The 26741-nt window shown below is 47.5% G+C and carries 25 protein-coding genes; 15 read left to right on the top strand and 10 right to left on the bottom strand.

Going from position 1 to position 26741, the window contains the following annotated elements; translation table 11 throughout:
* Positions 1-78 precede the first annotated feature (78 nt).
* The 3 genes from H3H32_RS09500 to H3H32_RS37990 form a co-directional block, all read right to left on the bottom strand.
* On the bottom strand, positions 79-570 hold the full coding sequence (locus tag H3H32_RS09500) for a helix-hairpin-helix domain-containing protein (RefSeq protein ID WP_182462441.1): 492 nt from the start codon (positions 568-570) through the stop codon (positions 79-81).
* 107 nt (positions 571-677) lie between these two features.
* Positions 678-968, bottom strand: coding sequence for an OmpA family protein (locus H3H32_RS37995; protein WP_309547166.1), 291 nt, complete (start codon positions 966-968; stop codon positions 678-680).
* 163 nt (positions 969-1131) lie between these two features.
* Positions 1132-1662 carry an OmpA family protein gene (locus H3H32_RS37990; RefSeq protein WP_309547149.1) on the bottom strand — a complete coding sequence of 177 codons (531 nt, stop codon included), beginning with the start codon at positions 1660-1662 and terminating at the stop codon, positions 1132-1134.
* Between the two features lie 410 nt (positions 1663-2072).
* On the opposite strand from H3H32_RS37990, the gene H3H32_RS09490 reads away from it, so the two are divergent.
* The 4 genes from H3H32_RS09490 (at position 2073) to H3H32_RS09475 (ending at position 7097) form a co-directional block, all read left to right on the top strand.
* Positions 2073-3104: a threonine aldolase family protein gene (locus H3H32_RS09490; RefSeq protein WP_182462440.1), complete on the top strand. Its 1032-nt coding sequence runs from the start codon at positions 2073-2075 to the stop codon at positions 3102-3104.
* Between the two features lie 80 nt (positions 3105-3184).
* Positions 3185-4798 carry a carbon-nitrogen hydrolase family protein gene (locus H3H32_RS09485; RefSeq protein WP_182462439.1) on the top strand — a complete coding sequence of 538 codons (1614 nt, stop codon included), beginning with the start codon at positions 3185-3187 and terminating at the stop codon, positions 4796-4798.
* A gap of 205 nt (positions 4799-5003) precedes the next feature.
* Positions 5004-5729 carry a hypothetical protein gene (locus tag H3H32_RS09480; RefSeq protein WP_182462438.1) on the top strand — a complete coding sequence of 242 codons (726 nt, stop codon included), beginning with the start codon at positions 5004-5006 and terminating at the stop codon, positions 5727-5729.
* Positions 5730-5828: 99 nt separating this feature from the next.
* Entirely contained in the window at positions 5829-7097 is a 1269-nt protein-coding gene (locus H3H32_RS09475) for a TolB family protein (RefSeq protein ID WP_182462437.1), read from the top strand.
* Positions 7098-7143: 46 nt separating this feature from the next.
* Here H3H32_RS09475 and H3H32_RS09470 read toward each other — a convergent pair whose 3' ends face one another.
* Positions 7144-7962: a peptidoglycan-binding domain-containing protein gene (locus H3H32_RS09470; RefSeq protein WP_182462436.1), complete on the bottom strand. Its 819-nt coding sequence runs from the start codon at positions 7960-7962 to the stop codon at positions 7144-7146.
* A 49-nt stretch (positions 7963-8011) separates the two neighbouring features.
* Positions 8012-8425 (bottom strand): ribosomal maturation YjgA family protein, encoded by a 414-nt coding sequence (locus tag H3H32_RS09465; protein ID WP_182462435.1) that lies wholly within the window; start codon positions 8423-8425, stop codon positions 8012-8014.
* Between the two features lie 123 nt (positions 8426-8548).
* Here H3H32_RS09465 and H3H32_RS09460 point away from each other — a divergent pair, with 123 nt between their 5' ends.
* Both H3H32_RS09460 and H3H32_RS09455 read left to right on the top strand, forming a co-directional pair.
* The gene (locus tag H3H32_RS09460) at positions 8549-8956 is read left to right on the top strand and encodes an RrF2 family transcriptional regulator (protein WP_182462434.1); all 408 of its coding nucleotides are present in this window, start codon (positions 8549-8551) and stop codon (positions 8954-8956) included.
* Positions 8957-9011: 55 nt separating this feature from the next.
* Complete coding sequence (locus H3H32_RS09455; RefSeq protein ID WP_182462433.1) at positions 9012-9656, top strand: NAD(P)-dependent oxidoreductase; 645 nt, start codon at positions 9012-9014, stop codon at positions 9654-9656.
* Positions 9657-9700: 44 nt separating this feature from the next.
* Here the strand turns inward: H3H32_RS09455 and H3H32_RS09450 are convergent, their stop codons facing one another.
* The 3 genes from H3H32_RS09450 to H3H32_RS09440 all read right to left on the bottom strand — a co-directional run bounded on the left by H3H32_RS09450 (position 9701) and on the right by H3H32_RS09440 (position 13092).
* Positions 9701-10726, bottom strand: coding sequence for a zinc-dependent alcohol dehydrogenase (locus H3H32_RS09450; RefSeq protein ID WP_240543734.1), 1026 nt, complete (start codon positions 10724-10726; stop codon positions 9701-9703).
* 6 nt (positions 10727-10732) lie between these two features.
* Complete coding sequence (locus H3H32_RS09445) at positions 10733-12085, bottom strand: MFS transporter (RefSeq protein WP_182462432.1); 1353 nt, start codon at positions 12083-12085, stop codon at positions 10733-10735.
* A gap of 143 nt (positions 12086-12228) precedes the next feature.
* On the bottom strand, positions 12229-13092 hold the full coding sequence (locus H3H32_RS09440) for a glycerophosphodiester phosphodiesterase family protein (RefSeq protein ID WP_182464296.1): 864 nt from the start codon (positions 13090-13092) through the stop codon (positions 12229-12231).
* Positions 13093-13274: 182 nt separating this feature from the next.
* On the opposite strand from H3H32_RS09440, the gene H3H32_RS09435 reads away from it, so the two are divergent.
* Positions 13275-14294, top strand: coding sequence for an LLM class flavin-dependent oxidoreductase (locus tag H3H32_RS09435; RefSeq protein WP_182462431.1), 1020 nt, complete (start codon positions 13275-13277; stop codon positions 14292-14294).
* Positions 14295-14558: 264 nt separating this feature from the next.
* Here H3H32_RS09435 and H3H32_RS09430 read toward each other — a convergent pair whose 3' ends face one another.
* Together H3H32_RS09430 and leuS are read right to left on the bottom strand one after the other, a co-directional pair.
* A complete protein-coding gene (locus H3H32_RS09430) occupies positions 14559-14786 on the bottom strand; it encodes a hypothetical protein (RefSeq protein ID WP_182462430.1) in 228 nt (75 codons plus the stop codon).
* Positions 14787-14937: 151 nt separating this feature from the next.
* Entirely contained in the window at positions 14938-17766 is a 2829-nt protein-coding gene (gene leuS / locus H3H32_RS09425; protein ID WP_182462429.1) for a leucine--tRNA ligase, read from the bottom strand.
* Between the two features lie 202 nt (positions 17767-17968).
* Between leuS and H3H32_RS09420 the strand changes: the two genes are divergently transcribed.
* From H3H32_RS09420 to cysD, 8 genes are all read left to right on the top strand, one after another.
* Positions 17969-19831 carry a hypothetical protein gene (locus H3H32_RS09420; RefSeq protein WP_240543733.1) on the top strand — a complete coding sequence of 621 codons (1863 nt, stop codon included), beginning with the start codon at positions 17969-17971 and terminating at the stop codon, positions 19829-19831.
* 134 nt (positions 19832-19965) lie between these two features.
* A complete protein-coding gene (locus H3H32_RS09415) occupies positions 19966-21156 on the top strand; it encodes a S8 family peptidase (protein WP_182462428.1) in 1191 nt (396 codons plus the stop codon).
* A gap of 98 nt (positions 21157-21254) precedes the next feature.
* Positions 21255-21833 carry a Crp/Fnr family transcriptional regulator gene (locus H3H32_RS09410; protein ID WP_182462427.1) on the top strand — a complete coding sequence of 193 codons (579 nt, stop codon included), beginning with the start codon at positions 21255-21257 and terminating at the stop codon, positions 21831-21833.
* A gap of 75 nt (positions 21834-21908) precedes the next feature.
* The gene (locus tag H3H32_RS09405) at positions 21909-22358 is read left to right on the top strand and encodes a DoxX family protein (protein WP_182462426.1); all 450 of its coding nucleotides are present in this window, start codon (positions 21909-21911) and stop codon (positions 22356-22358) included.
* A 181-nt stretch (positions 22359-22539) separates the two neighbouring features.
* Entirely contained in the window at positions 22540-23607 is a 1068-nt protein-coding gene (locus H3H32_RS09400) for a sulfite exporter TauE/SafE family protein (protein WP_182462425.1), read from the top strand.
* Positions 23608-23681: 74 nt separating this feature from the next.
* Positions 23682-24875, top strand: coding sequence for a trans-sulfuration enzyme family protein (locus H3H32_RS09395; RefSeq protein WP_182462424.1), 1194 nt, complete (start codon positions 23682-23684; stop codon positions 24873-24875).
* 133 nt (positions 24876-25008) lie between these two features.
* Positions 25009-25725, top strand: a complete 717-nt coding sequence (locus H3H32_RS09390) for a phosphoadenylyl-sulfate reductase (RefSeq protein ID WP_182462423.1) — start codon at positions 25009-25011, stop codon at positions 25723-25725.
* A gap of 82 nt (positions 25726-25807) precedes the next feature.
* On the top strand, positions 25808-26710 hold the full coding sequence (gene cysD, locus H3H32_RS09385) for a sulfate adenylyltransferase subunit CysD (protein WP_182462422.1): 903 nt from the start codon (positions 25808-25810) through the stop codon (positions 26708-26710).
* Positions 26711-26741: the final 31 nt, after the last annotated feature.

The raw sequence follows: 26741 nt of genomic DNA, 5'->3' as shown, positions 1-26741 counted from the left end.
CCATGTTTCAAAGTCAAGGTTATGGTTAACCAGACTATAAAACGTGGATTCTTCAACGTGAAACGTGAACTATAAAAATCATTTCTTTACAGCTAACTCAGCCGCCTGCCCCACCCAATTGTCACGCTCGATACGACCAGGGAAAAACTCAATAATGTCGTTGACTTTATCGATGTCCTCCTGCGTAAAATTGGCAATCTGGCGGAATGTGTAAATCCCAATGGCATGCAGTTTCTTTTCCAGAAACGGCCCTACGCCTACAATTACTTTCAGGTCATCGGCATTGGCCGCCGAAGCAACCCCAATCCGGGCAAAATTAATCTCGTTGGCTCTCGCCCGAATCCGATTAAGAACAAGAGTTTCGTTATCGGCGGCAGCAACCACAGCGGCAGGTATTTTCAGACAATCGTCTACAGCACGCTCAGTACTGGCGAGTTCACCTTCCAACTCCCGAATGGTTCGCTGACGTGAAATGTAGCCGATAATAAAACCCAGTATACCCGACACCAGCAGCATAATCCATAGCTGCATCTGAGCATCGGCCAGGTTGAGGGGGTTCATGTTAAACATATATCTTGGTTGTTTATTGGTCGCAGGTTTCAAGTTCTAATCACTTGCCAGCGCCATTTTATAACACTGAGTGAAAAAAAGAAACCGGAGACCGTTTAAAACAAATTTTATTGAACAACGACGGTTACACGCCGATTGGCTTTCCGGCCCGACATCGTGCTGTTGTCGGCTTTTGGCTCCGTTTCACCTTTAGCTTTCACCTGAATCTGGTCAGAGTCGATTCCCGCTTTACGCAATTTCGCCTTCACATCATTAGCCCGATCACGCGAAAGCTGCATATTCACCTCTTCGGGTCCGGAATTATCGGTATGCCCTGTTAGCAGCAGTTTTTTATCCTTGTGAGTAGACAAGTATTTGATCGCTTCCTCAAAGAATTTCTTCGTTTCGTCCGTTTTGATGTAGTTCGCTTCGCCTAGTTGGAAATAAAGGTCAATAGGTTTGAAAACTGAGCTAAACTTCTCGGCTTCGGCCAGTGCTTTTTCCGTGACGGGTTCCGTTATCTTAATCGGTTCGGCTGGCTTTTCAACTGTTGTTTCTTCCGGTTTCGGCTCTTCAACCGGCTTAGCAACACCACCGAAAGCAAAGTAAAGCCCCCCCGCGCAGCGAGTCGCCAGCCGCAGTAAATGGCAGATTTCGTTCTTCGGCTTTGGTTGTCAGCGAATCGGCCGGAATCCCTTGCTGGATCAGATATTGCTTGATACCTTCGGCCCGAGCCAGACCCAGATTTGGGAAAGAAGTCGAATTGGTTTCGCCTGGTGAATAGTAGCCGGTAATCTCAAGGGTACGGCCAGGGTTCGCCTTCAGATAGGTAATCATCGACTCCAGTGATCCACCCAGGCTGTTCATATTAGCATTTGCACCCGATTTAGCAAAACTAAAATTTCCGGGCAAATCCAGCCGAAACAGATTTCCATCGGCAATCGTAAAGCCATCGGCACCCGGTGGTGTTGTTTCTATATCTGCTTCTGCCGCTACTGCAGACGGGTTTACATCATCACCGCATAGTTGCTTGATTTTGCAGACATGCCACCAGGTAGAGCCTGCCATCCAGAGCACAAGTAAGATGATCCAGGGAGCTTTGTTTGTGAGCATAAAAAGGTAGGAGTTTTTACAGACACCGTGTTTCGGAATCCGTATTGAGACGGAATTGACCGGAAAAGGTTGCTCAAAAATACATGCAAGTGCTATAAATGCAAGACTATCAACAATTTTGGCAAAAATTCATATAAACTTCCTCGGCAATTTCATTCTGGCGTTCAATTTAGAAGTTGTTTGAGCTATTGATTCGTGGGTAAAATGAGTGGATTTTGGGGCAGGACAAGGCACTTTTTGAGGGTGTAGCCGTAGCTACAGCTGAAAAAAGTAACGCAGTTATGGCTCAAAAGCCGCCATTTTAGGCCGAGGAAATTAACTTAAACAACTTCCCAGAGTTTCAACTTTGTCGGTAATTCATCAATTTTAAGGGTTAAACTGCATCAACCTGGTTATTGAATTCTGCAAAAATGCTTATTGATCTTCGTAGTGATACGGTCACGCACCCCACTCCTGCCATGCGCGAGGCTATGTTTACGGCTCCCCTTGGCGATGATGTGTTAGGCGATGACCCAACGGTAAATGCCCTTGAAGCTAAGGCGGCTTCGTTATTCGGAATGGAAGCCGCTCTGTTCTGTGCGTCGGGCACCATGACCAACCAGCTTGCCATTCGAACGCATACTCGCCCCGGCGATGATGTAATCTGTGATTACCTCTCGCATGTCTATCAGTACGAAGGTGGAGGTATTTCGGTCAACGCGCTGGCTTCGGTAAGTCTGGCTCACGGCGAACGGGGCAAGCTCACCCCCGAGCTGATCCGCGAGTATATTTATAACCCCACGGATTCGCACAAACCTCTTTCCCGGTTGGTTGTTCTAGAGAATACCGTTAATAAAGGCGGAGGCTGCTATTATACCATTCCTGAAATTGCCGCTATCCGACAAGTCTGTACCGAAAATGGTCTGATTTTGCACTTAGATGGTGCTCGCTTATTCAATGCGCTTGTTGAAACAGGCGAACCGACCACCGCTTACGGTCAGTTGTTCGACTCCATTAGCATCTGCCTTTCGAAAGGGCTGGGTTGTCCGGTAGGGTCGCTCCTACTTGGTAAGACCGACTTTATTCAGCAGGCGCGTCGGTTCCGTAAGTTGATGGGTGGCGGTTGGCGGCAGGCGGGATTTCTGGCTGCAGCAGGCATCTACGCACTCGATCACCACGTAGATCGGTTGAAACAGGACCACTCCCGCGCCCGAAAAATTGGAGCCATACTCGAAAAACTACCTGAGGTTGTTGAAATTCTCCCCATCGATACGAACATCGTCATTTTCAGGCTGCCCGAAACCATCTTAGCCACCGATTATGTTCAACAGTTAGAAACAAAAGGTATTCGCGCCATCACGTTCGGCAAACATCTGGTGCGCTTTGTCACGCACCTGGATTTCACCGATGAGATGGTAGCGGAAATGGAAACTCTTCTGAACCAGGATTTCAACAAGATTTAAAGGATTTTACAAGATTCATGCTACCTCAAGCAATCGTTTTAATCTTTTAAATCTTGTTGAAATCCCGGTTCTGACAACTTATGCATATACAAACCAGAACATTACAGAAAGAAGACTATCATGATCTGAAAGAGGCCATGATTGAAGTATATAGTGGTATTGGGGGCGATTATTGGCCGAAAAGTTCAATTAATAAGCTTCTCAATATCTTCCCTGAAGGCCAGTTTTGTGTGGAAGTCGATGGAAAAGTGGTAGCCAGCGCCCTGGCAATTCGAGTGAAGTACGATGACTTTGGCGACAATCATACCTACTTCCAGATTACGGGTGGCTATACCTTTAAAACCCACAACGACGAGGGCGATTACCTATACGGGATCGAGGTATTTGTGCACCCCGACTTCCGTGATTTGCGGCTGGGTCGGCGACTGTACGACGCTCGGAAGGAACTCTGCGAACAGTTGAATCTGAAAGGCATTCTGGCCGGTGGGCGTATTCCGAACTACAACAAATTTGCCGATGAGCTGACTCCACGGGAGTACATTACCAAAGTGAAGCAGAAGGAAATTTATGATCCTACGCTGACCTTTCAACTTTCGAATGACTTCCACGTTAGGAAAGTACTCCGTGGCTACCTGCCCGGCGACACGGAGTCGAAGGAGTATGCAACCTTACTGGAGTGGATCAACATCTACTATGTAGCGGAAAAAGACAAGCGCCCGCATACCGACTCCATTATCCGACTTGGGGTAATTCAGTGGCAGATGCGTTTGTTCAAAAACCTGAACGCATTTCTGGATCAGGTCGAATTCTTCGTTAATGCAGTCAGCGATTATCGTGCCGATTTCATGGTGTTGCCCGAGTTTTTCAATACACCACTCATGGCCGATTTCAACGATCTGCCCGAGCCGGTTGCCATTCGAAAACTAGCTGATTTCACTATACCTGTTCGTGAAAAACTTTGCGAGCTGGCCATTTCGTACAACGTCAATATCGTAGGCGGCAGCATGCCACTGGTCGATGAGGATGGAAAGCTTTACAACGTAGCCTATTTATGTCGACGCGACGGCTCGTTTGAAGAATACCGAAAAATTCATATTACCCCCAACGAAGTCAAGCACTACGGCATGGTGGGTGGTAACGAAATTCGGGCGTTCGACACCGACTGTGGTAAAGTGGGCATGCTCATTTGCTACGACGTAGAATTCCCCGAGCTAGGGCGAATTCTGGCGCAGCAAGGCATCCAGATTTTGTTTGTTCCCTTCCTGACCGATACGCAAAATGGCTACTCACGAGTACGCCTGTGCGCCCAGGCCAGAGCCATCGAGAATGAATGTTATGTAGCCATTTCGGGCTGCGTGGGCAATCTACCCCGAGTACAGAACATGGACATTAACTATGCTCAATCGGCAGTGTTTACCCCTTCCGACTTCCAGTTTCCCACAAATGCCGTAAAAGCCGAAGCCACAGCCAATACCGAAATGGTACTCATTGCCGACGTGGATTTGAGTTTATTGAAGGAGCTTCATGAACACGGTTCGGTACAAGTGTTGAAAGATCGTCGGACGGATTTATACGATGTTGGCCTGAAGAAAGCGGCAAAAAAGGCCCTGAATAAAAGCCTCGATAAACTCAAAAAAGAGTCGACAGATAACGATCCCGAACGCGTTCCACCCGTGATCGTAGTGGCTAGTTAGGTCATATAAGCGAAAATGCCCTGATGTAGAATTCAGGGCATTTTTCATTTCGTAGCGTGGACTTCCAGTCCGCGTAGCCGAAGGCTAAATTGTCGTTATAAGTTGGTCGATATTAGCCTTCGGCTACGCGGACTGGAAGTCCACGCTACTGATTCCAACCCTTTTCCGGTTAGTAGAGTCTGGTTATGTATACGCTTAACTAGCCATGTCACTCTCCCGTCTTATCGCTCTATTTTTCCTAATCGGCATTTGTAGCTGTCAGCGGCAATCGTCCCAACCGATGCCTATTGTTCTTAAAGATGCTCCGTGCGATTGTGCATTCATCAGTGGACAACCAACCTATATCGTTAACGAAACCCCTGACTCGTTGACAATGTATTACCTGGCGGTCTGGAAGCATAAATTTATGGAGCGAAACGGACTTAATGAATCTCGCTTCAACACCCTGATTAAATATGTCAGTGGGGCGCTGCAACCCTGGCGGGAAGGGGTTTCCTTTCGGGTCGACTTTGTGTATGAACAGGATTGGCTCAGAATTCGGTATAGTGAGCAATTTCGGGTAAACTATGATCCCGAAACTACCAAAGCCTATGTTGTTGACGTTCCCCGTGGTGTTTATTTAACTGAATCGCAAATTCTCTTTCGGCAACCCTGGGATAATGTTCAACCCATTCAGATTGGCGCTAAATTAGCTTTTTCATCCTGCGCCGACGCTTGTCAGGCATTGAAAACAAAAACAAAATACCCTGTACTTAAACCCAGCGAGGTTTTGTTTTACGCACCTACCCCACTTCAAACTATCCCTTCCAACGAACCCTATTTGTTTAGTGCGGGAACAATCGACTCAACTGCCAATCGCTGCGTTTTTGGCAGAATTAATCTCGTAACCGGCGAAGCTCAGGCATCAGAAGGGCCTTGCTGGATAAACTAAACGAATTGTAAAGCAGGTAAAATCTTGTAAAAAATCGTTTTTAGTACGTTCCTATTCACTTGTTGATCGACACGAACCAAAGCCTTTTTCAGTGTTGCCATGAAACGTTTACTTATCTGGTCAATTGTCGTTGCGTTCCTGATTTCGTGCAAAGAGAATACAGTCGTTGACCCTACCAAGCGAGTAAGGCCCGTTAGTTTGCAGATTTCGTCAAATGGAACTGAGTATAAACTCAGTTGGCAGGAAGTTCGGATTGTATGCATTACAGCGCCTTGCCCTGATATTGCCGATGTTGAAGCCGAAGAATATGATATACAGATTGCTACTAGTGAGTTAGGGGAATTTAAAACTTATCAGACAGTCCGTGCTGACCAAAAATCAATTAATATTCCGACGACCTCAACTGGCGCGTATTTAGTTGCCCGGATCGTTTCGAAGAATAAAAGTGCCCCATCGGTAAACTCCAATTCAGTTATGGTTTCCAATGGATCTTTATCCCAATCGTTGTACTATCCGGGATTTGGGACCTCAGGCGATGCTACGGGAGGAGATGTAACGTCAGATGGTTCAAAAGCCGCGTATTCCGTATTGGTCGACGAAGGAGCAGGCCATTATGTAACGCCATTGTATATAACCAATCTGCAAAATGAACAGCCCATTTCGACCAAACTCATAACCCGGCAAGGCGCAATTACAGCGTTTTCGGCAGATGGGCAGCAGCTCGCTTACCCTTCCAACACCGACAATGGATTGGTTATCTACGAGGTTGCCTCCGAGCAGAAACAGGTTCTTCCAATAGCAGATGCCGCCTGGGTACGAGGTTTAGCCTGGTCGCCTGATGGTAAATGGCTGGCATTCTCAGTGGTTTCCAATGACGAATCCCGTTTATGGAAAATTGCAACATCGGGAGGTACAGCTATTCCGCTGTCACCATCGTTACCCATAAAGGAAGCAAACAGTATTCGCCAAACTGGCATAGACTGGTCGCCCGATGGTCAGGTCATTGCCGTGTCGCGCGCTCGAAGCGGGAATACCAGCCTGCAATGGCGCGCGGCCATTTCATTTTATGATCCCAACGGCGGTGGCGAAATCAAGTATTTTGACACGCAACCCGGCTGGATTGATACGGCGCCATCAATTTCACCTAACGGAAAACAGCTTGCTTTTCTAAGTACAAGAAGCGCTACATCAGCTAATACCTACAGTCTATGGGTTCGGGATTTAACCACAGGAACTGTTCGACAGGTCAACTTATTGATTGGCCTGATTCCGTCAGACGATTATACGCCACGCTGGCTTGGCAATGAACGGCTGTTGTTTATGGGCACTCAACAAGGTAAAAAAGGCTATTTTTCGGTATTCTTGTAAAGATTTGTTTCGGTCATCGACTTTGATTCCTGGCAAGAACGCAAGCCTAAATCAGACTTTCGATCGAAAACACATCGAGCTTCGACTTTCTAAAATTACGTACCCGCTTCAATACAGCATTGCCGTTGTTAGACCCGCCCTCGTTGGTATTTCCTTCAATCGTTTCAAAAAAATCGTCGCCTATCCCCGTAATTATTCCGGCATGTACCCAGTCATTAGGTGCTTTTTGAAGCAGGAAAATATCACCTGGTTTCACTAGCGATAGCTTGTTCCGTATCTCTGAGTATCTGAACAGAATGTCTTTTTGTAAACCTGTCGTTCCTACCGTATCACAACTATAGGTCAGCGGCATTAAGTCGGTAAAGTTTTTTCCTACTGCAGAAGCCGCCTGATCAATAATTGTCTGTACAAACCCCATACACCAGAGCCACTCAGCTCCTTCGTTACCATCCATGTAGGCTCGGACCCAGGGTCCTGAATTTGTCTGCTGGTCGATTATTAATTCAAATGGGCGATTTAACACGTGCTTCTTAGCCGTGTTTACAATTAGTTTCCGTAAGCCACTTCCAGCGCTATCTGTCAGAAAAGCAGTTCGCATCGGTGCGGTTAGCAACTCGAATGTTGGCTGATCGACAACGCCTGTCTGAGTTACTCTCTTTGCTTTCTGAAAATTCTTAACCGCCTGCTCGGTCGCTTTCCCAAAATCGCCATCAATACCAGTCGCCGTTGCCACGGCTGGGTTAGCCATAGAAAATAGAGTCAGCCAGGATTGAATTTTCTGGACATCTTTTTTGGTATTCGCGCTTCCATTTTGTTGCTGTGTAGCAGAAATGGTTAGCTCGTCTTGAAAGGAAATCTTTTGCATAAAGAGGATTGCGTAGTAAGGGATTTCAGGCTTAAGGCCGATAACCATTTTATAGTTTATAGGAGGAAAGGGACTGGTAACGGGCAGGAATCAGATACGCTTCGACTAACCAACCGACTCCAACACCAATGGTGTAACAGAGCAGATCGCTCCACACAAACGTAAACCCTAGTACCAGCCCTCCTAAGCGCGTAGCTCTGATAGTATCGATCCAGGGTGCATGATAGATCTGGCTAATTTCGATTCCGAAAGAAAACAGTAGCGTTGACAGCCCAACCGCCCTTGCCGTCCATTGGTTGAAGAAGGTTGCAAAACCAAGATAAACCATCAATGCCCATAGCCCATCGCCAACATAATCTTTTACGAAGGAAACATCACCCATAAATCGCCTTGACGCAAGGCCCAGTAGCAGGACACTTAAGGTCAGAGATCCATAGATGATTCGGTTTCGATTGACGTGCATGATTAACATTCATCAGGTGGGAAAACGTGAACAAGTTTAGCAGGAAACGTTTGTCCTACAAATTATTTTGGCGTTTCAGGGAATTATTCATCCAACAAATCTGTAACAATAAATAGAACAGTTATGAACGGACGCTTTGCCATATCGATGCACATTCTGACGTTGCTGGCCCAGGCCAGCGATGAATGGGTTACATCTGATTTACTGGCGGGCAGTATTAACATCAACCCGGTACTCGTCCGAAAGGAACTTAGCAATTTACGAAACAACGGACTGGTTATCAGTCGAGAAGGAAAAAATGGGGGCAGTATGCTAGCCAAGCCTGCTAGTCAGATTCGGGTATCGGATGTATTCCTGGCAACTCGCCAGGGTGCTTTTCTGGGTACAGCCCGCAATACACCCAACCCCGATTGCCCTGTTGGAAAGCAAATTAACCGGCATTTGGATGATCTTTACGTTGAAGCGGAAAATGCGTTAATTCAACAATTAGGCGATAGTACGTTGGCTGATTTCAGTCATCGATTCGACTAATTTTTTTACCCAAAACTGTAACAAATTTTATTACAATAAATTAATCAATAACTCTATGAAACTGGCAATTATTGGAGCCTCGGGCTTTGTTGGCTCAGCTCTCCTTAGCGAATCCTTACAACGTGGTCATGACGTAACAGCAATTGTTCGCCATCCTGAAAAAATTACGGTTACAGATGCGAAGCTGACTATAAAACAGGGTGATGCCGAAGATGCCGATCAGGTGGCACAACTCGTAGCAGGTCATGATGCCGTTTTGAGTGCGTACAACGCAGGCTGGACAAACCCGAACCTATACGATGATTTTCTGGCAGGTTCAAAAGCCATTGAAAAAGGAACGCAGCAATCAGGTGTTAAACGACTGCTCGTGGTTGGTGGTGCTGGTAGTCTGGAAGTGGTTCCGGGTGTTCAACTAGTCGATACGCCCCAATTTCCGGCTGAGTGGAAAGCAGGTGCCACAGCTGCTCGTGATTACCTGAATGCACTTCGTGAGAACACCACGCTTGACTGGACGTTCTTAAGTCCGGCCATTATGCTGGTTCCGGGCGATCGTACAGGCACATTCCGGCTAGGTACCGATCAGCCTGTTTTTAACGAAAAAGGCGAAAGTACGATTTCGGTGACTGATCTGGCAGTAGCAGTTCTTGACGAAATTGAGAAACCACAGTTTATCCAGAAACGATTTACACTGGGGTATTAACTTGTTTAGTACAAACCTATAAGGTTTTCAAAACCTTATAGGTTTTAGATTTCCAGTAAAATCTTAGAATGCTGACCCGTACAGGCCATTTCCAGGGCCGACGCTAGGTTATCAAATGATTCGCGCGCGGAGATGATACGACCGGGTTGTATAAATCCACTTTCGATCAAGCCAATCGTTCGTCGAAAATCAACGGGATGCTGGTAAATAATGGACGTGATAATGCTAATACCTTGTCTGGTCATGCCGAATTCGGCAATCGCACTGGGCTTGTCGGACAAACCAGCTACAACCACATAAGCACCACGAGGAGCTGCTTCAACAGCCATCGTGAAGGCTGGAGCAGCCCCAGCGCATTCGAAAACGGTGTGTACTCTGGCTTCTTTCCAAATGGCAGCAATCTGAGCGGTATCCGCGTCAGCGGGAACAGGAATAGCACCAAAGTCAGCGGCCAGATCAACTTTTTCCTGAACGCGGTCATACGCCAAAACGGTATAGCCCATTTTTTGCGCTAAGTGGACCACTAACAGGCCAATAGCGCCCAAACCGACAACGGCCACGGCATCGCCCGGACGAGCTGGCGACGAATAGATTGTATGTAAAGCGACAGCTGTTGGCTCAATTACAACGGCATCCTCATCACTGATCGAAGCAGGAATGGGCCAGGCAAATTGTGCAGGCACCACAGCGCATTCGGCAAAGCAGCCCGTTTCCAGTACGCCAATAATTCGCTTATTTACACAAATATTACTGCGCCCCTGCCAGCAATAGTCACAATGACCGCAAGGGTAATTCGGTTCAATGACCACACGGTCACCGAGTTTAAGTTGGTTCACCCCATTACCAAGTTTATCGACGTGCCCGATGCCTTCGTGGCCAATAATCAGTGGAAATGTCAAATCGGGGCGGTGTCCCTGAAAGATGGATACATCGGAGCCACAGATGCCAACCGATTTCATTTTTATACGAACCTCGCCAGTACCCGGTACAGGAATGGGGCATTGCTGATGCTCAATTGATCGGACGGCAGTCAATACACCGGCCTTCATCGTAGTTGCTAGAGTACTCATTACATTCTATTCGTCGATCACCACACTTGCCTGTTCATTGACCAGCTCAATGGGTCGTAAAGCCGGTAAAACCACATGAATAACCAGCAGACCAATCAGATAAGAGCTACTCGCAAAAATAAACATGGGTTTATAGCCAAAATTCGCGACGATATACCCTGTTGCCGCAGCGACAACCATACTAATCGTACCACCCAGAAAACCACCTATACCCGTAGCGGTAGCGACAGAACCGCCCGGAAACAAGGTGGTCGACATGGCATATACGTTCGTTGACCATCCCTGATGCGCTGCCGTAGCCAGGGCCAGTAGAGCCACTACGCCAGCAAAACTATGGATGGACGGAATCAGGTAAATGGGTGTAACAGAGAGCGCACAAATTAACATCGTTAGTTTCCGGGCCTTATTTTCAGTCCAGCCGTTTTTCATCAGATTCGTTGCTAACCAACCAAAGAAAATACTACCTATGTCTGACACGACGTAAATGATCAGGAATGGAATACCAAAGTTTTTGAGGTCCAGTTTCTGATCAAGCTGGTTATTAGTCAGTAGAAAATCGGGAAGCCAGGTGAGGTAAAAAAACCAGACAGGGTCAGCGAAGATTTTTCCGAAACAGAAGGCCCAGGTTTGCTTATAACGACTTAATTGAAGCCAGGAAAACTGCGTTTTATGATCGGACGCACCTGTTATCTCTCTGGATTCAATGTATTGATACTCTATACTGGAGAGAGAAGGCGTTGCTTCTGGTTTGGAATAACTTACCCACCAAATCACCAGCATCAATACACCCAGAACTGCCGAAATTAGAAAAGCCCCTCGCCAGCCAAATTGTGCCATCAGAAAAGGCACGAGTAGCGCTGTGGTGATAACCCCCATATTCGAACCCGCATTCAGAATACCCGTAGCCGTTGAGCGTTCGTGTTTAGGAAACCATTCAGCAATTGCTTTCATAGCCGAGGGAAAATTGGCGGCTTCGCCAAGACCCAGAACTGCCCGCACAACTGCAAACTGACCAACTGTCGAAACAAAGCCAGACGCAATGCTGGCAACACTCCAGACAGCAATGCCAATCGTAAATCCTTTTTTGGTGCCAACCCGATCAATTAGCCACCCAATCAGCAGAAAACCAATGGCATAGGTTGCTTTAAAGGCTGAGTCGACAAGTCCCATCTGAATCCGAAACTGCTTCAGGTGTTCGTCCGTCAGCAGCATATCAGGAGCTAAACCCAGGATGGTTCGCTTAAAGCCAGCATCTGTCATTCGTAATGACAGAGCCTGCCGATCCACATAATTAATCGTCGTCGCCAGAAACAACAGCGCAATGATCCGCCACCGGTAATTCGTAGTTGTGAAAGTCAATTGTAAGGGAGTTTTGTGTAGCGTGGACTTCCAGTCCGCGTGGCCGTAATACTAATTAGTTTAGCTGCAAACTAGCCTTCGGCTACGCGGACTGGAAGTCCACGCTACTGAAAAAGCAGTCACAGTCAAGCACCTACTATTTTTCATTTATGTAGGACTTTCGCCATTTCCAGCGGTCTATCCGTCGACATCATATCGGCCCCGTGGTCGACAAATGCTTTGTAGACCTGATAACCTTTGGCATCAGCTTGTTTGTCTAAATTCCCAAGGGTTCCGAGCGTGCAGAGAATGCCTTTTTCGTGCAGAAATTTATAGAGTTCCGGCTCCGGTTCTTTGATACCCACAAACGCCATCATCCGATTATCAGGGACACCTGCTTCGTGCAACCGGTCGTATTCAGCGTGGTTTCGGATCGTCACCGAAATCATCAGATTGGGATCGAGTTGATTGACTTTAACTGCATCCGGAACGGTATACGTGATTACTGTCGCGTAAATACCCGCGCCCGTTTTATGTATCATGTCCACCACCTTCGCAAACGAGACATTCCGCTTGACATCCAGCGCAAACACGACTTTATTCTTACCCCAACGCAAAATCTCTTCGAGTGTTGGGATTTTATAGGGTGTTACGTTCCCCAGGTTATCCTCTAATCGATACGGACTCAGTTCGGCGTAGGTTTTATCGATGAGTTTTCCTGTACCAGTCGTTGTTCGATCCAGACTGGCGTCGTGCATCATCACCATAACACTGTCTTTGGTCAGATCAATATCACATTCTATGACAACCGGGAGTTGTTTAGCCAGATACGCAAACGATTCGATGCAGTTTTCAGGATATCCTTTCAGATCGCCCCCACCACGATGCACCTGAATTTTGGTTGGTTGACCGGGCTTATATCGAAAAAAATCATCCGCCTTACCCGCCGGAATTTTGATATACGTTTTAGGCGAGCAGGCAAACAGGCTGACACTGAGGGCAACTACTAAAAATGGTTTACAAGTCATTTGGGCTGGCAAGAAATTATCAGGTCCATGCTCTGGAACCGATCCGATAAAGCGTATTGTTGATAGAACGCAGATTGTCATGATCTATATGATTTATGATATGATCTAAAAAATCATACAGATCATAATAATCCGCGTTCTATTCGCCGTAAAAATAAGGCAAGCTGTTCTAACAACGTCGTATGATTCCCTTTTCAATTTTGGATTTATCGCCTATTGTAGAAGGTAGCACTGCTCCTCAGGCACTTCGCAATACGCTTAACCTTGCCCAACACGCTGAGGCATTGGGCTATAATCGGTTCTGGCTGGCCGAACACCATAATATGCCGGGTATCGCCAGTGCTGCTACATCCGTTGTCATCGGCCATGTAGCTGGTGGTACCAAAACCATACGGGTAGGTTCGGGAGGTATTATGCTTCCGAATCACTCGCCCCTGGTTATTGCCGAACAATTCGGTACGCTCGAATCGTTATATCCCGGTCGAATTGATCTTGGATTAGGTCGGGCTCCCGGATCAGATCAGGCAACGGCGCGGGCTCTTCGTCGTGATGCTACAGGCCCCGATACCTTTCCGCAGGATGTGATTGAGTTGCAGCGCTATTTCCAACCTGACGAGTCTAACCAATTTGTTCAGGCTGTACCAGGAAATGGACTGGACATACCGATCTGGATACTGGGTTCAAGTTTATTTGGGGCACAATTAGCCGCAATACTTGGTCTCCCTTATGCCTTTGCCTCGCATTTTGCTCCTGCCGAATTGATACGTGCTCTGCATGTATACCGAACCCACTTTAAACCGTCGGCCCACTTAAAAGAGCCTTACGCTATGGTAGCGGCTAACGTCATTGCGGCCGACACGGATCAGGAAGCAGAGCATTTATTTACATCCGTTCAGCAGCAGTTTTTGTACATCCGACGTGGGAAAGCGCGAAAAATGCAGCCTCCTGTTGATGACCTGGAAGCACTCTTCCCAGACTATGAACTGGCTGGTATCGACTCTGTTTTCCGTTGTTCAGCCGTTGGTTCACCCAAAACTATTCAACGGCAATTGGCAAGTATTATTGACCAAACGCAGGCTAACGAATTGATTTTAACGGCTCCTATTTATGACCACGAAGCCCGCAAACATTCATTGACGCTGACGGCGCAAGTGCGTGATGCGCTGGCGACTCAGCAGTCAGAGCGCCTAGAGCTTTCCTAATATGATGATACGCACTAATATGCTTTCGCTCAATGGGTAGCAGTCGAAACCCATCTGTAAGTAATTGCATAACTAGATCATTGATCGACAACGATAGCTCTGGTAACCGACCTATTTTTTGTTTGATTGCAATTTCAAATAAACTTATCTCGCTAACCCAAATTGGATTTGACTGGAGAATCGCCTGAACTGACGAGGAAATCTTCGATGGACTGATAATACTCAAAATGACAATTTGAGTATCAGCCAAATAAAATTTCCCCATCACATATAATCGTTAAGATCGTCTAAAGGTGCATTAAAGTTGTCAGGAATACTGTATCTTCCCTCCAAGCTACCCAAGCGTACTCCTGTTGACAAACCTACACTTACATTATCAGGTGCTGATTCGTCAAGGAACAAGATCACAACCTTTGTCCGACGGGTCGTAGGTGGACGCTCCGTCAGGGTTAATTGACCATCCTCGTAAATGCCATTTACAGCAGTATACATTTGCGTGTCTGTTTAGTTTTAGGACTTTCGCTTAGCGCCGTGAAAGTCGTGCCACGGTTCTATTTAGCATCATGCCTAACCGTGGCACGACTCTCACGGCGCTAAGCGAAAGTCCTAAGTTTAACCCAAATCTATTATTTTTCAACCTACACTAAATCACCACGTTAACAATACGCTTTGGAACGACAACCACTTTTTTGGGTGATTTGCCTTCCAGCCACTTCTGTACGATTTCGTCGGCCAGAACCTCCTTTTCGATTTCGGTTGGGGCGCGATCAATGGCGAAACTGATTGTTGTACGTACTTTCCCATTAATCTGGATCGGATACTCAAATGCGTCTTCAACCAGATAAGCGGGGTTAAATTTGGGGAATTCGGCTTTCGAAATTGTGCCGGGTTCGTTACCCAAAGCTGCCCAAAGTTCTTCGGTAATGTGGGGCGCATAGGGCGACAAAATCAGCACTAAATCCTGCAAAATTGCCCGCTTGTGGCAGTTTAAGGTAGCCAATTCATTCACACAGATCATGAACGAGCTTACCGACGTATTGAACGAGAACGCTTCAATATCATTCCCCGCTTTCTGAATCGTCTTGTGCAAGATTTTCAGTTCGGCGGGTGTAGGTTGCTCATCGGTAACAATCCAATTGGTTGAACCATCGGCATTGTCTTTGTAGAACAACCGCCAGAACTTACGAATGAAGCGATACACACCATCGATGCCATTGGTATTCCAGGGCTTAGCCTGCTCGAGTGGCCCCAGGAACATTTCATAAAGTCGCAATACATCGGCACCATACTTCTCAACTATCGTATCAGGGTTGACGACGTTGAACTTCGATTTCGACATTTTTTCGACCTCAACGCCTACTATATAACGACCGTCTGGCTCGGTGATAAACTCAGCGTTTTCTGCCAGATCCGGGCGGAGCTTCCTGAACGCTTCGATGTCTAATACGTCGTTTTCAACAATGTTAACATCGACATGAAGTGGGGTTACGTCCTGGCCATTTATCTGGTTCAGGGATAAAAATACAGCGGGCACACCTTCTCGTCCTGTACCTGCAACCCGATACACAAAATTGCTCCGGCCCTGAATCATGCCCTGGTTGATGAGCTTTTTAAATGGCTCTTCTTGTGGCACATAGCCCCGATCTTTCATGAACTTGTTCCAGAAACGACTGTATAACAAGTGGCCCGTTGCGTGCTCGGTGCCGCCGATATATAGGTCAACATTCTGCCAGTAATTGATGGCACTTTTGCTGGCAAATTCATTGTCATTGTTAGGGTCCATGTAGCGGTACCAGTACCACGACGAACCCGCCCAACCGGGCATGGTGGAGAGTTCATAGTCATATTCGCCGGGGTGGCCATCCGCTTTGTATTTCCAGGCCTCGGCGCGACCTAGCGGTGGCTCTCCGGTTTCGGTAGGCAGGTATTTGTCGATAGCTGGCAACTCTAGGGGCAAGTCACTTTCATCAATTAAATACGGAAGCCCGTCTTTAAAATATACAGGAACAGGTTCGCCCCAATACCGTTGGCGACTGAATACGGCATCGCGCATTCGGTAGTTGATTTTACCTTTGCCCAGACCTCGCTCCTCCAGCCACGCAATCAGGGTTGCAGTGGCCTCCTTGTAGGTCATGCCATCGATAATACCCGAATTGATATAGTGGCCTTCTTTCGTATTATCGGCCTGTTGGTCAATGTCTTTCTGAGCATCCAGAATCGGGATGATCGGCAAGTTGAAGTGCGTGGCAAAGTTCCAGTCACGTTGGTCGCCTGAAGGTACCGCCATAACCGCCCCCGTTCCATACCCCGCCAATACGTAATCGGCCAGGAAGATCGGGACTTGTTCGTTATTGAATGGATTGATGCAGTAGCTACCCGTAAATACGCCAGAAACAACCTTCGTTTCGGACATACGATCGCGCTCAGAACGAAGTTTAGCCGCACTGACGTAGGCCTCAACTGCTTCCCGTTGTTCTGGCGTTGTCAGCTTAGCCGCCAATTCATGTTCGGGAGCCAGCACCATAAACGAAACGCCATAGATGGTATCGACGCGAGTGGTGAAGACTTCGATGAATTGCTTGCTGTCGGTTGCCAACGGAAACTTAACCGAGGCTCCCACCGATTTCCCAATCCAGTTGCGCTGTTGTTCTTTCAACGATTCAGTCCAATCGACGGTGTCCAGACCCGTCAGCAAACGGTCGGCGTAGGCTGTAATGCGCATCATCCACTGACGCATCAATTTCTGCTCAACCGGATAGCCGCCCCGCTCTGAAACGCCATCTTTCACCTCGTCATTCGCCAGAACCGTACCGAGAGCCGGACACCAGTTCACAACGGCATCGGCCAAATACGTCAGGCGATATTTTAAGGTTATTTCGTACGACTCACGGGTAGACAGGGCGTTCCATTCCGCAGCCGTGAAGGTTGGCGCATTTTCGTCACAGACCGCGTTGACATCGGTCGTTCCGTTCGTAGAGAACTTGTGCAGCAGTGTTTCTATGGGTTCGGCCCGGTCGGTATCTTTATTGTACCACGAACGGAACAGTTCCATAAAAATCCACTGCGTCCATTTATAATATGATGGATCGGACGTACGAACTTCGCGCGTCCAGTCGTAGCTGAATCCAATATTTTTTAGTTGCTCGATGTATCGCTTCCGGTTTTCTTCCGTAGTGATGGCCGGATGCTGACCCGTTTGGATAGCGTACTGTTCGGCAGGAAGCCCGAATGAATCGAAACCCATCGGATGCAACACATTAAACCCTTTTAGTCGCTTGTAACGCGATACGATATCCGAGGCAATGTAACCCAGTGGATGGCCAACGTGTAGCCCTGCGCCCGATGGATACGGGAACATATCGAGAACATAATACTTGGGCTTCGTCGTCTGTTCTGCGGGTTTGTAGGTGTGGTGATCGTCCCAAAACTGTTGCCATTTCTGTTCAGTTTCGCGGTGGTTGTAGTCAGCCATGAGATATAATTGGTAATGAATTATGTAAAATGGATAATGATGATTCTGCTAGGATATTTTGTAAGATTTTCCAGCCCTTAACCTGTAACTAGTCATTAAACATTATCCATTCTACATTATTCATTAATTTGTTTAGGTTGCAAAAATAGCCGATTACAAAGACTTTTGCCTATCGACTGGTCGATGAATGTATAAACGCCCAATGAATCAAGACAGCTCGCCTACTCTTTTACTCAACCCAGATCAGCCGATTGTACCTACGCGCTTTTCCTATTGGTTTTGGGTAGTGGGGCTTGGCTTGCTGACTGCGCTGCTTGGTAGCTGGATTGTGGGTGACTTTCGGCATCCACTCTCTGATGGTGGCGACACCGACCAGTTCGAGTATGTGGGTTATTTTTTCAGTAAAAACCTACTATTCAACCCATTCCCTCACCTCAACCTACTCAATACGCAAACCTTTTACCCGTATGGCACGAATCAGGTTTTTCTGGATTGGGGCTTCGAACGCGACTATTGGTATACGTTCTGTTATCGAATAGTGGGTGGCCCCGGTCCGTATTTACAATATTATTACGTGTATAGCCTGGTTATTGCATCAGTCGGCACGTTCGTTATTTTACACCCCCGCTTTGGTCCGTTAAAATCATTTACCCTTGGGTTAATCGTTTCGATTTTTAATTTTTACGCCATTTACAAGTTTCCCGTTCACATGAATGTTTGTGTGGGACACTGGACCACTTTGTGTATCGTAGCCACCTACCGACTGCTGTATGATGCAACTACTGAACGACCCATCTCACTGATATATATACTAGTCTGGATGTGGCTTCATGTTCAGGTGTTGAGTCAGGAACTGGCTTATGTGGCCGGTTTTGCGCTAACATTCACAACACTCGCCTTTCCTGTTCTGGTTGTCATTCTGTATCGACGTTTTTGGAATATTGGTTTTGCACCGGGTTTAAACCCAGTGCAAAACCAATGGAAAAGCCAGTTCACATTGATCCTCAGCTATATACAGGAACAATGGAACAATCATCGGGTAGGCATCTTACTCTGCCTGTTGATGTTGATGGTCAGTTTATATGCATACTTGCCATTAACGCTTCAAATTGCCTTTACAGCCTGGAAGTTCGATTTTAGCGCAGTACCCGAATTACGCGCGTGGTCGCACCCATTGCGCTTATTGATCCCGCACCTGCCCGGTTTTCACACCTTTCATTTTGATTACACTCCTCACCTGCGCGACACTTTTGAGAGTTATGGACAGGGTAGTCCAGGCTTGTATCTGGTCGTGCTGGCCGGTATTGGCTGGTGGCAAATCCGACGACGGGTATCCATTTGGTTGCCCATTGTGCTCATGCTGACCGTATGCCTGCTTTATCATCCCGTTGTGCTGCCCACCCTGAAACTGTTTCCCTGGTTTAGTTTTAATCGACATGGCGGCCGGGCCAGCCTTATTTATCCGGTGTTACTTGGGTTATTGGCGTTACCTGTTCAATGGCCTCGTCGGCTACCTGGTCAACTATTCGGCCTCGTTATACTTGGGTTGATGGTTATGGAATGGTATACAGGCTATGTTCAGCGTATAATTTACCCCGCGAACGTAGCGTCAGACAACCTGCTAACTTATTGCGCTATCGTACGAAAACAACCTGGCGCGGCTGTGCTCGACTGGCCATTCTGCACGGTTGGGGGTGATGGGGTAGGATCAAAGGAAGGACTTTGCCCCTATTATACGCAACAGAACGCGGTCTTTACCTTCCGACGATTTTATGACAAAAGTGGCGTTGGACAATATTTTGGCCGATTGCATCCCGACCAGATTCAGCCCTTTTTACGCGATGGCTGGCCCCGATTATTAACGCCGGGTCGGGCATTCACGGCACAGGACTGGCAGTTTCTAGACACATTTCTGCGAAAAAACAACTTTGCGGGCATTAACCTCTATCTCGATCTACTTTCTCCACAACAGGTAACCTTGTTTTACCAGCATTACGGTCAACCCATTGCCGAAACGAAATTCCCCGCAGCCGGACGGGTGGTATTCCTTACACTGAAGCGCTAGGATAATCGTTATTATATACCCCGCGCAACGACTTCCTGGCTTTCTGCGTATACCTGATTGAATCAACTCCACAACAACGCATGGCATGACTTTTTACGATTGATACTTTCCAACTATCTATTTCGTACGTACTCATGCGACGTTCTTTATCGTTCGCGACGCTCACCAACGTCGCCCTACTTGGCTTTAGCCTCTTTGGCTGTAAAACCGACAGTATTGAAGCAACCAGTATTGCTGCCGATTGTCTGGTCAAAGCTTCGTCTACAAATGGGACTGCCATTGCGGGTTCCTATATTGTTACCTATCGACCGGCGATCGCCCTTTCGTCAACACCTAATGCTCGTCTTGCCAGTTCCGAAGCACAGGTTGAGCAGTTTCTTACGGATGCTCAGGTTACTAACGCACAAGCCGAAGTGCTGGCCACAGGCGATCAAACCAGTTTTCTGGCTCAGTTGACCGAAAATGAGTCCGAAAAATTAAAATCAGACCCCTCCGTCCTTCTGATCGAACCCGACCAGATTATGTCGATGTGTAATTGTGTAGATGTAGCTACGTCAACTACCTTACCCTGGAATATCAGCCAAACGGGCTACGGGCGGGGCGATTTACAAACGACAAAAACCGCCTGGATTATTGATACGGGGATTGACCTCGATCACCCCGACCTGAATGTCGATGCCAGCCGTAGTAAATCCTTTGTTAGTGGAACAACATCTGCCGATGATGAAAATGGGCACGGTACGCACGTTGCTGGCATTATTGGTGCTCTAAACAACAGCCTTGGCGTAACGGGTATTGCCTCGGGCGCAACGCTGGTTTCGCTTAGGGTGCTGGACGATGAAGGCGAAGGCCGACTGTCGGGAATTATTCAGGCTATAAATTACGTCCGGACAAATGGAAAAGCGGGTGATGTTGTGAATCTCAGCCTAGGTGGAGAAAGTACCTCGGCGACGCTGGATCAGGCCATCACGCAAGCTGCCAATGCAGGCATACTGTTCGCTATTGCGGCAGGGAACGATAGCAAAAACAGCGATAATTACTCGCCCGCCCGCGTAAATCACGCCAATGTCTTTACCGTATCGGCAATGGACAGCAAAAACCAGTTTGCGTCTTTTTCAAACTTTGGCAGTAGCGTCGATGTCTGCGCTTACGGCGTGCGTATCACCTCTACCTACATGGGAGGAAAGTATGCAACCTTGAGCGGAACCTCTATGGCAGCCCCCCACGTAGCGGGTCTGCTGTTCATCCGGGGCAATACATTCCCGACACACGGAACCGTAACCGGCGATCCCGATGGAACGCCTGATCCAATGGCAGGAGAGTAACTCTTTATTGGCATTACTAGTCATGAGTCGTCATTCGTTGTTATCCAATTGTATTTGACGATTTTGCAACGGACGACCACTCCTGACTAGTAATGCCAATGAATGATAACCCTCTTGACCGACTTCGTCAACGACTTGATACATTAGCCGCCCAGGCCGATGATGACTGGCTTCGTTTCTCTTCGATTGTCGAAGCAGTTACTTACAAGAAAAACGATTTTCTAATTCAGGCGGGTCAGGTTGAAAAATACATTTACTACCTCGACGAGGGAATGGTTCGGCTGTTCCTCAATGATAATGGCCGCGATATCTCACTCGATTTCATCTTTACGAATGATTTCGTTTCGGCTTACTCTTCGTTTCTCACGGGTCAGCCAACCGCTTTTACCGTTCAGGCATTAAGTGATGTTCAGGCACTACGATTCAGCCGTGAAAAACTGCTCACGTTATATGACCAATCGCACAAAGCGGAACGAATTGGCCGATTAATTGCCGAACAGGCATTCTTACGAAAAACAAGCCGGGAAGTCCAGTTCCTGACAACTACTGCCAAACAACGATATGTGTACTTGCTGGAACAGAATCCGGTTTTAGTACAGACAATTCCTGTTCGACATCTCGCTTCTTACTTGGGAATCGCTCCCGAAAGTCTGAGTCGTATTCGCCGGGAAGTTTAATCTCCTAACAAATGTTAGTGGATCGCCCGCAGAGCCATCGGAACTTTGACCCATACATCAACCGACACCAAAGTCATGGCTTTCTTTTTGGGTTTATTATCGATTGGGGCTTTACTCTATGGAATTGGCTGGCTGACTCAGTCGCCTTATTTACTCGATCCGCATCACGATGCGTTATTGGCAGCTACCGCCATGTTTGTGATGATTGGTTTGACACACCTTCGAAAACCGGAGCAGCTTGCTTATATGATTCCAGCGTTTTTACCGAATGCCCGCCTACTTGTCTTGTTATCTGGCGTAGCTGAAATTGTACTTGGCCTTAGTCTATTGTTTTTAGAAACTCGCTTCTGGGCCGGCTGGGGCTTAATTATTTTGTTGATTGCGATATTTCCGGCCAATATCAATGTAGCGGTCAAGAACCTGCCCCCTCCAGGGGGGTTGCCTGCTAAACTCTGGTATGTCTGGTCGCGATTAGTGTTCCAGCCCGTGTATATCATCTGGATTTGGTATGCAGCGTTAATCTGATCACCATCTTCACGAGTTTACTGGGTTTTCTTGCAACTTTCCAGTTACCTATCGTATCTTTGTGACACGTTCAGGCCAGTTTACACACTGCTGGATTGAAATAGTCTAAAAACATGCGGCACGCTGACGTGCCGTTTTTCATAAATAAAATACTCCATTAACTCGATAGGCATTATACTGTATGAGTGAACAGATAGCCTCTACCACCAATTCGGCAGACACTACCCTTAGTCTGGCAGAGCCAGACATCGACCTTAATGGACTGACGATCAGCCTTCAGGGAGAAAATGCAACAAAGCAAGCGAAAGCTTTGCAGGCTGCCTTTCCAACCGCTACTGTGCAAACAGGCTCGGGCCGCCCGCTGCTCCGGCGCAGGAATCGCACCGAAATAGCTATTTATGTTTTTTCGGCACTGGCACTGATGATTGTAGGGCATCTGTTGTTCAGCTATTTTACGTTGGATCGCCTGACACTTATCGCCAAAACAGTTGACATCACACCCGATATTTTTTACTTCATTTTAGCCGGATTTGTTGCCCAAATGATCGATGGAGCACTGGGAATGGCTTATGGGGTAACAGCAACTACCTTTTTAACCAGCGTTGGTATTAGCCCTTTGTTTGCTACTGCCAGTGTACACAGCTCCGAAATTTTCACATCGGGCGTATCGGGCTATATGCACTTGAAGTTTGGCAACGTCAATAGTCGCCTGTTCAAGATTGTATTGATTCCGGGCGTCATTGGCGCAGCGCTAGGGGCGTTTTTAATTACCAAGCTGGCCGATATGGAAGTGGTGGCAACTTATTTATCACCAGCGATTTCGGTTTACACTGCTATTTTGGGTATTTTGATTCTGAAAAAAGCGTTAGCGAAACAGACCAAGAAAAAGCCCGTTCGCCAAATTGGCCTGTTAGCCTGGTTTGGTGGATTTGTCGATGCCATTGGCGGTGGAGGCTGGGGCCCAATTGTTAATTCAACGCTTATTGCGGCTGGGCGACATCCTCGTTATACCATTGGTTCGGTCAATCTGGCGGAGTTTTTTGTTTCCTTTGCCAGTTCTGTTGTATTCGCCTTATATGCTGGTTTGGACAACTATGGCATGGTAATCATCGGTCTGATTCTGGGCGGAATGATTGCAGCACCTATTGCTGCCCGCCTGGCGCAAAAACTACCCGTTAAAACCATGATGATACTCGTCGGAATTGTCGTTATCCTCGTAAGTTTGCGGAAGATTATCAAGTTCTTTTAGGCCGTAACAGGCTCCGGCTGTTACAAGTAAGATTTTTATTGATCACACAGCCAGAGCCTGTGTGCGCCAATAGCATGCAAAAGCAAACCAAAGCCATCCGTACTCAGACACAGCAATCGCTCAACCGCGAACACTCTGTACCGCTGTATCTGACCTCAAGTTTTACCTTCGAAAGTGCAGAACAAGGTAAAGCATTGTTTGAAGAAACTGAAGAGGGCAATATTTATTCGCGCTTCTCTAATCCTAACGTAACGGAGTTTGTTGAGAAGGTCTGTATGTTGGAAAATGCCGAAGATGGCATTGCCACAGGAACGGGTATGGCGGCCGTTTTTGCGAGTATGGCGGCTTTATTGAAATCCGGTGATCATTTGGTTGCCTGCCGGGCGTTGTTCGGTTCAGCACATCAGATCATTACACAGATTTTGAGCAAGTGGGGTATCACCCATACGTATGTCGATGCAACAGCCACCGAAGCTGAGTGGGAAGCCGCTATGCAGCCGAACACCCGCATGGTCTACCTGGAAACTCCATCGAACCCTGGCCTAGAATTAGTTGACCTCAGAATGCTGGCTCGCTTAAAGGCGAAGTATGGCTTTATCCTGAACGTCGATAACTGTTTTGCAACCCCCATTCTGCAAACACCTATCGATTTTGGAGCAGACTTATCGGTGCATTCAGCAACGAAATATATGGATGGACAGGGTCGGGTACTAGGTGGTATTGTTGTAGGTCGCGCCGATCTGATTCAGCCCATTCGGTTCTTTGCCCGTCATACCGGACCTTCTTTATCGCCTTTCAATGCCTGGGTTTTATCGAAAAGTCTGGAAACGTTAGACCTACGCATGGAGCGCCATTGCCGTAACGCCTTGCAATTGGCTGAAGCACTGGATGCTCATACAGATGTTGAACGTGTATTATATCCGTTCCTTCCCTCCCATCCGCAATATGATCTGGCAAAACGGCAGATGAGCGCGGGCGGGGCTATTGTCACGATTGAACTGGAAGGCGGCTTTGATCGGGTAAAAGCTTTTTTTGACGCATTAACTATTCCTACCCTTTCCTCTAATCTGGGCGATTCACGTACCATCGTGACAAACCCAAATACAACAACTCATGCTAAATTGAAACCCGAAGAAAAAGCAGCACTTGGCATCACGCCGGGCCTGATTCGGATTTCGGTGGGCCTGGAAGCTGTAGAGGATTTAATTGAAGACTTCGCGCAGGCAGCAGCGAAATCAGCAGAGGTTTTAAAGGTAAATGTGGGGTAACGCTTGAGTCGGTATGGCGAAACTAAACCCGACAGATTAATGTCATTAGAGAATACGATCATCGTCATGAAGATTCTGGACGCTGCCCGGCAGTTGACCAAAACCGGCAAGGCGATAAAATTGCCAAACTAACATGATTGCCGAGTCCACCTCATACACGCTTGAAGGCCTAACTGACCGATTGTCAGGGCTGAGCAATGTTGACGCTTTACGTACGCTGGCTGAATTGTTTCCCGGCGAGGTTATTTTTTCGACCAGCCTGGGTTATGAAGATCAGGTCATTACTGACTTGATTCTGGCGAACAACATCCCGATCAAAATTTTCACACTCGATACCGGCCGAATGTTTGCCGAAACGTATTCGGTCTGGAAAAAGACGAATGATCGGTACGCAACCAAAATCGAAGCTTATTTCCCGGACAGGAACGCCGAAGAAACATTAATGACCACCAAAGGGCCGTATAGTTTCTACGACTCTGTGGAGAATCGGAAAGAATGCTGCGGCATTCGGAAAGTTGAGCCTTTAAACCGGGCGTTGAAGGGTCAGAAAATCTGGATTACGGGTATTCGCGCTGAGCAATCGGCCAACCGCCAGAGCATGCCCCAGCTCGAATGGGATGCCTCGCACGACCTGTTCAAGTTCCACCCATTGATGGACTGGACATTCGACGAGGTAAAGCAATACATAAAAGATCATCATGTGCCTTACAACCCGCTCCACGACCGTGGTTTTGTGAGCATCGGTTGTCAGCCCTGTACCCGCGCCATTCAGGAAGGTGAAGATTTCCGGGCAGGCCGCTGGTGGTGGGAAGATAACTCCAAGAAAGAGTGTGGATTGCATGTTAAATAGTTAGTTGTTTCAAGTTCCATGTTTCAGGTTGATTGACTACGTCAACTTGAAACATGGAATTTGAAACTTGAAACATCATTGAATGAAACTCGATTATCTCGATCAGCTCGAATCGGAAGCCATCCACATTATGCGGGAGGTAGCCGGTCAATTTGAGCGGCCTGCGCTGCTTTTTTCAGGCGGGAAAGATTCCATTACCCTCGTACACCTGGCCTTGAAAGCATTTCGGCCAGGCAAATTTCCGTTTCCGCTCGTTCATATCGATACGGGCCACAACTTTCAGGAAGCCCTCGACTACCGCGATAATCTGGCTGAACGAATCGGTGAAAAACTAATCGTTCGGTATGTAGAAGACACCATTCGGGAAAAGAAATTGAAGGAGCCAACGGGCCGGAATGCAACCCGAAATGGCCTGCAAACTTTCACATTACTCGATACGATCGAAGAATTCGAGTTCGATGCCTGCATTGGTGGTGCCCGTCGGGATGAAGAAAAAGCACGAGCCAAAGAACGTGTCTTTTCTGTTCGTGATGAGTTTGGTTCCTGGGACCCAAAACGGCAACGCCCGGAGCTCTGGAACCTCTACAACGGCCGGATTAACAAAGGTGAAAACGTCCGCATATTCCCGATTTCGAACTGGACCGAACTAGACGTCTGGAATTACATCCGGCGCGAAAAAATTGAACTCCCCAGCATTTATTTCGCCCATGAGCGCGAGTTGCTCATCCGTGATGGCAAGTTGATGGCTACCGCAGGTGGCGTTATCAAACCCGAAGCCGATGATCAACTGGTTACACGTCGGGTCCGTTTCCGTACCGTTGGTGATATTTCCTGCACAGCGGCCTCAGAATCAAGTGCCGACACGCTGGACGCCGTTATTGACGAAATTCAGGCTACGCGCATCTCCGAACGGGGCGAAACCCGCATGGACGATCAACTCAGCGAAGCTGCCATGGAAGACCGCAAGAAAGGCGGGTATTTTTGAGTAGCCTCATTTCATACTGACCTGTTGGTAT

Origin of the sequence: Spirosoma foliorum, assembly GCF_014117325.1 — a bacterium.
Classification (GTDB): domain Bacteria; phylum Bacteroidota; class Bacteroidia; order Cytophagales; family Spirosomataceae; genus Spirosoma; species Spirosoma foliorum.
This window is presented reverse-complemented; position numbering and strand designations above follow the sequence as displayed.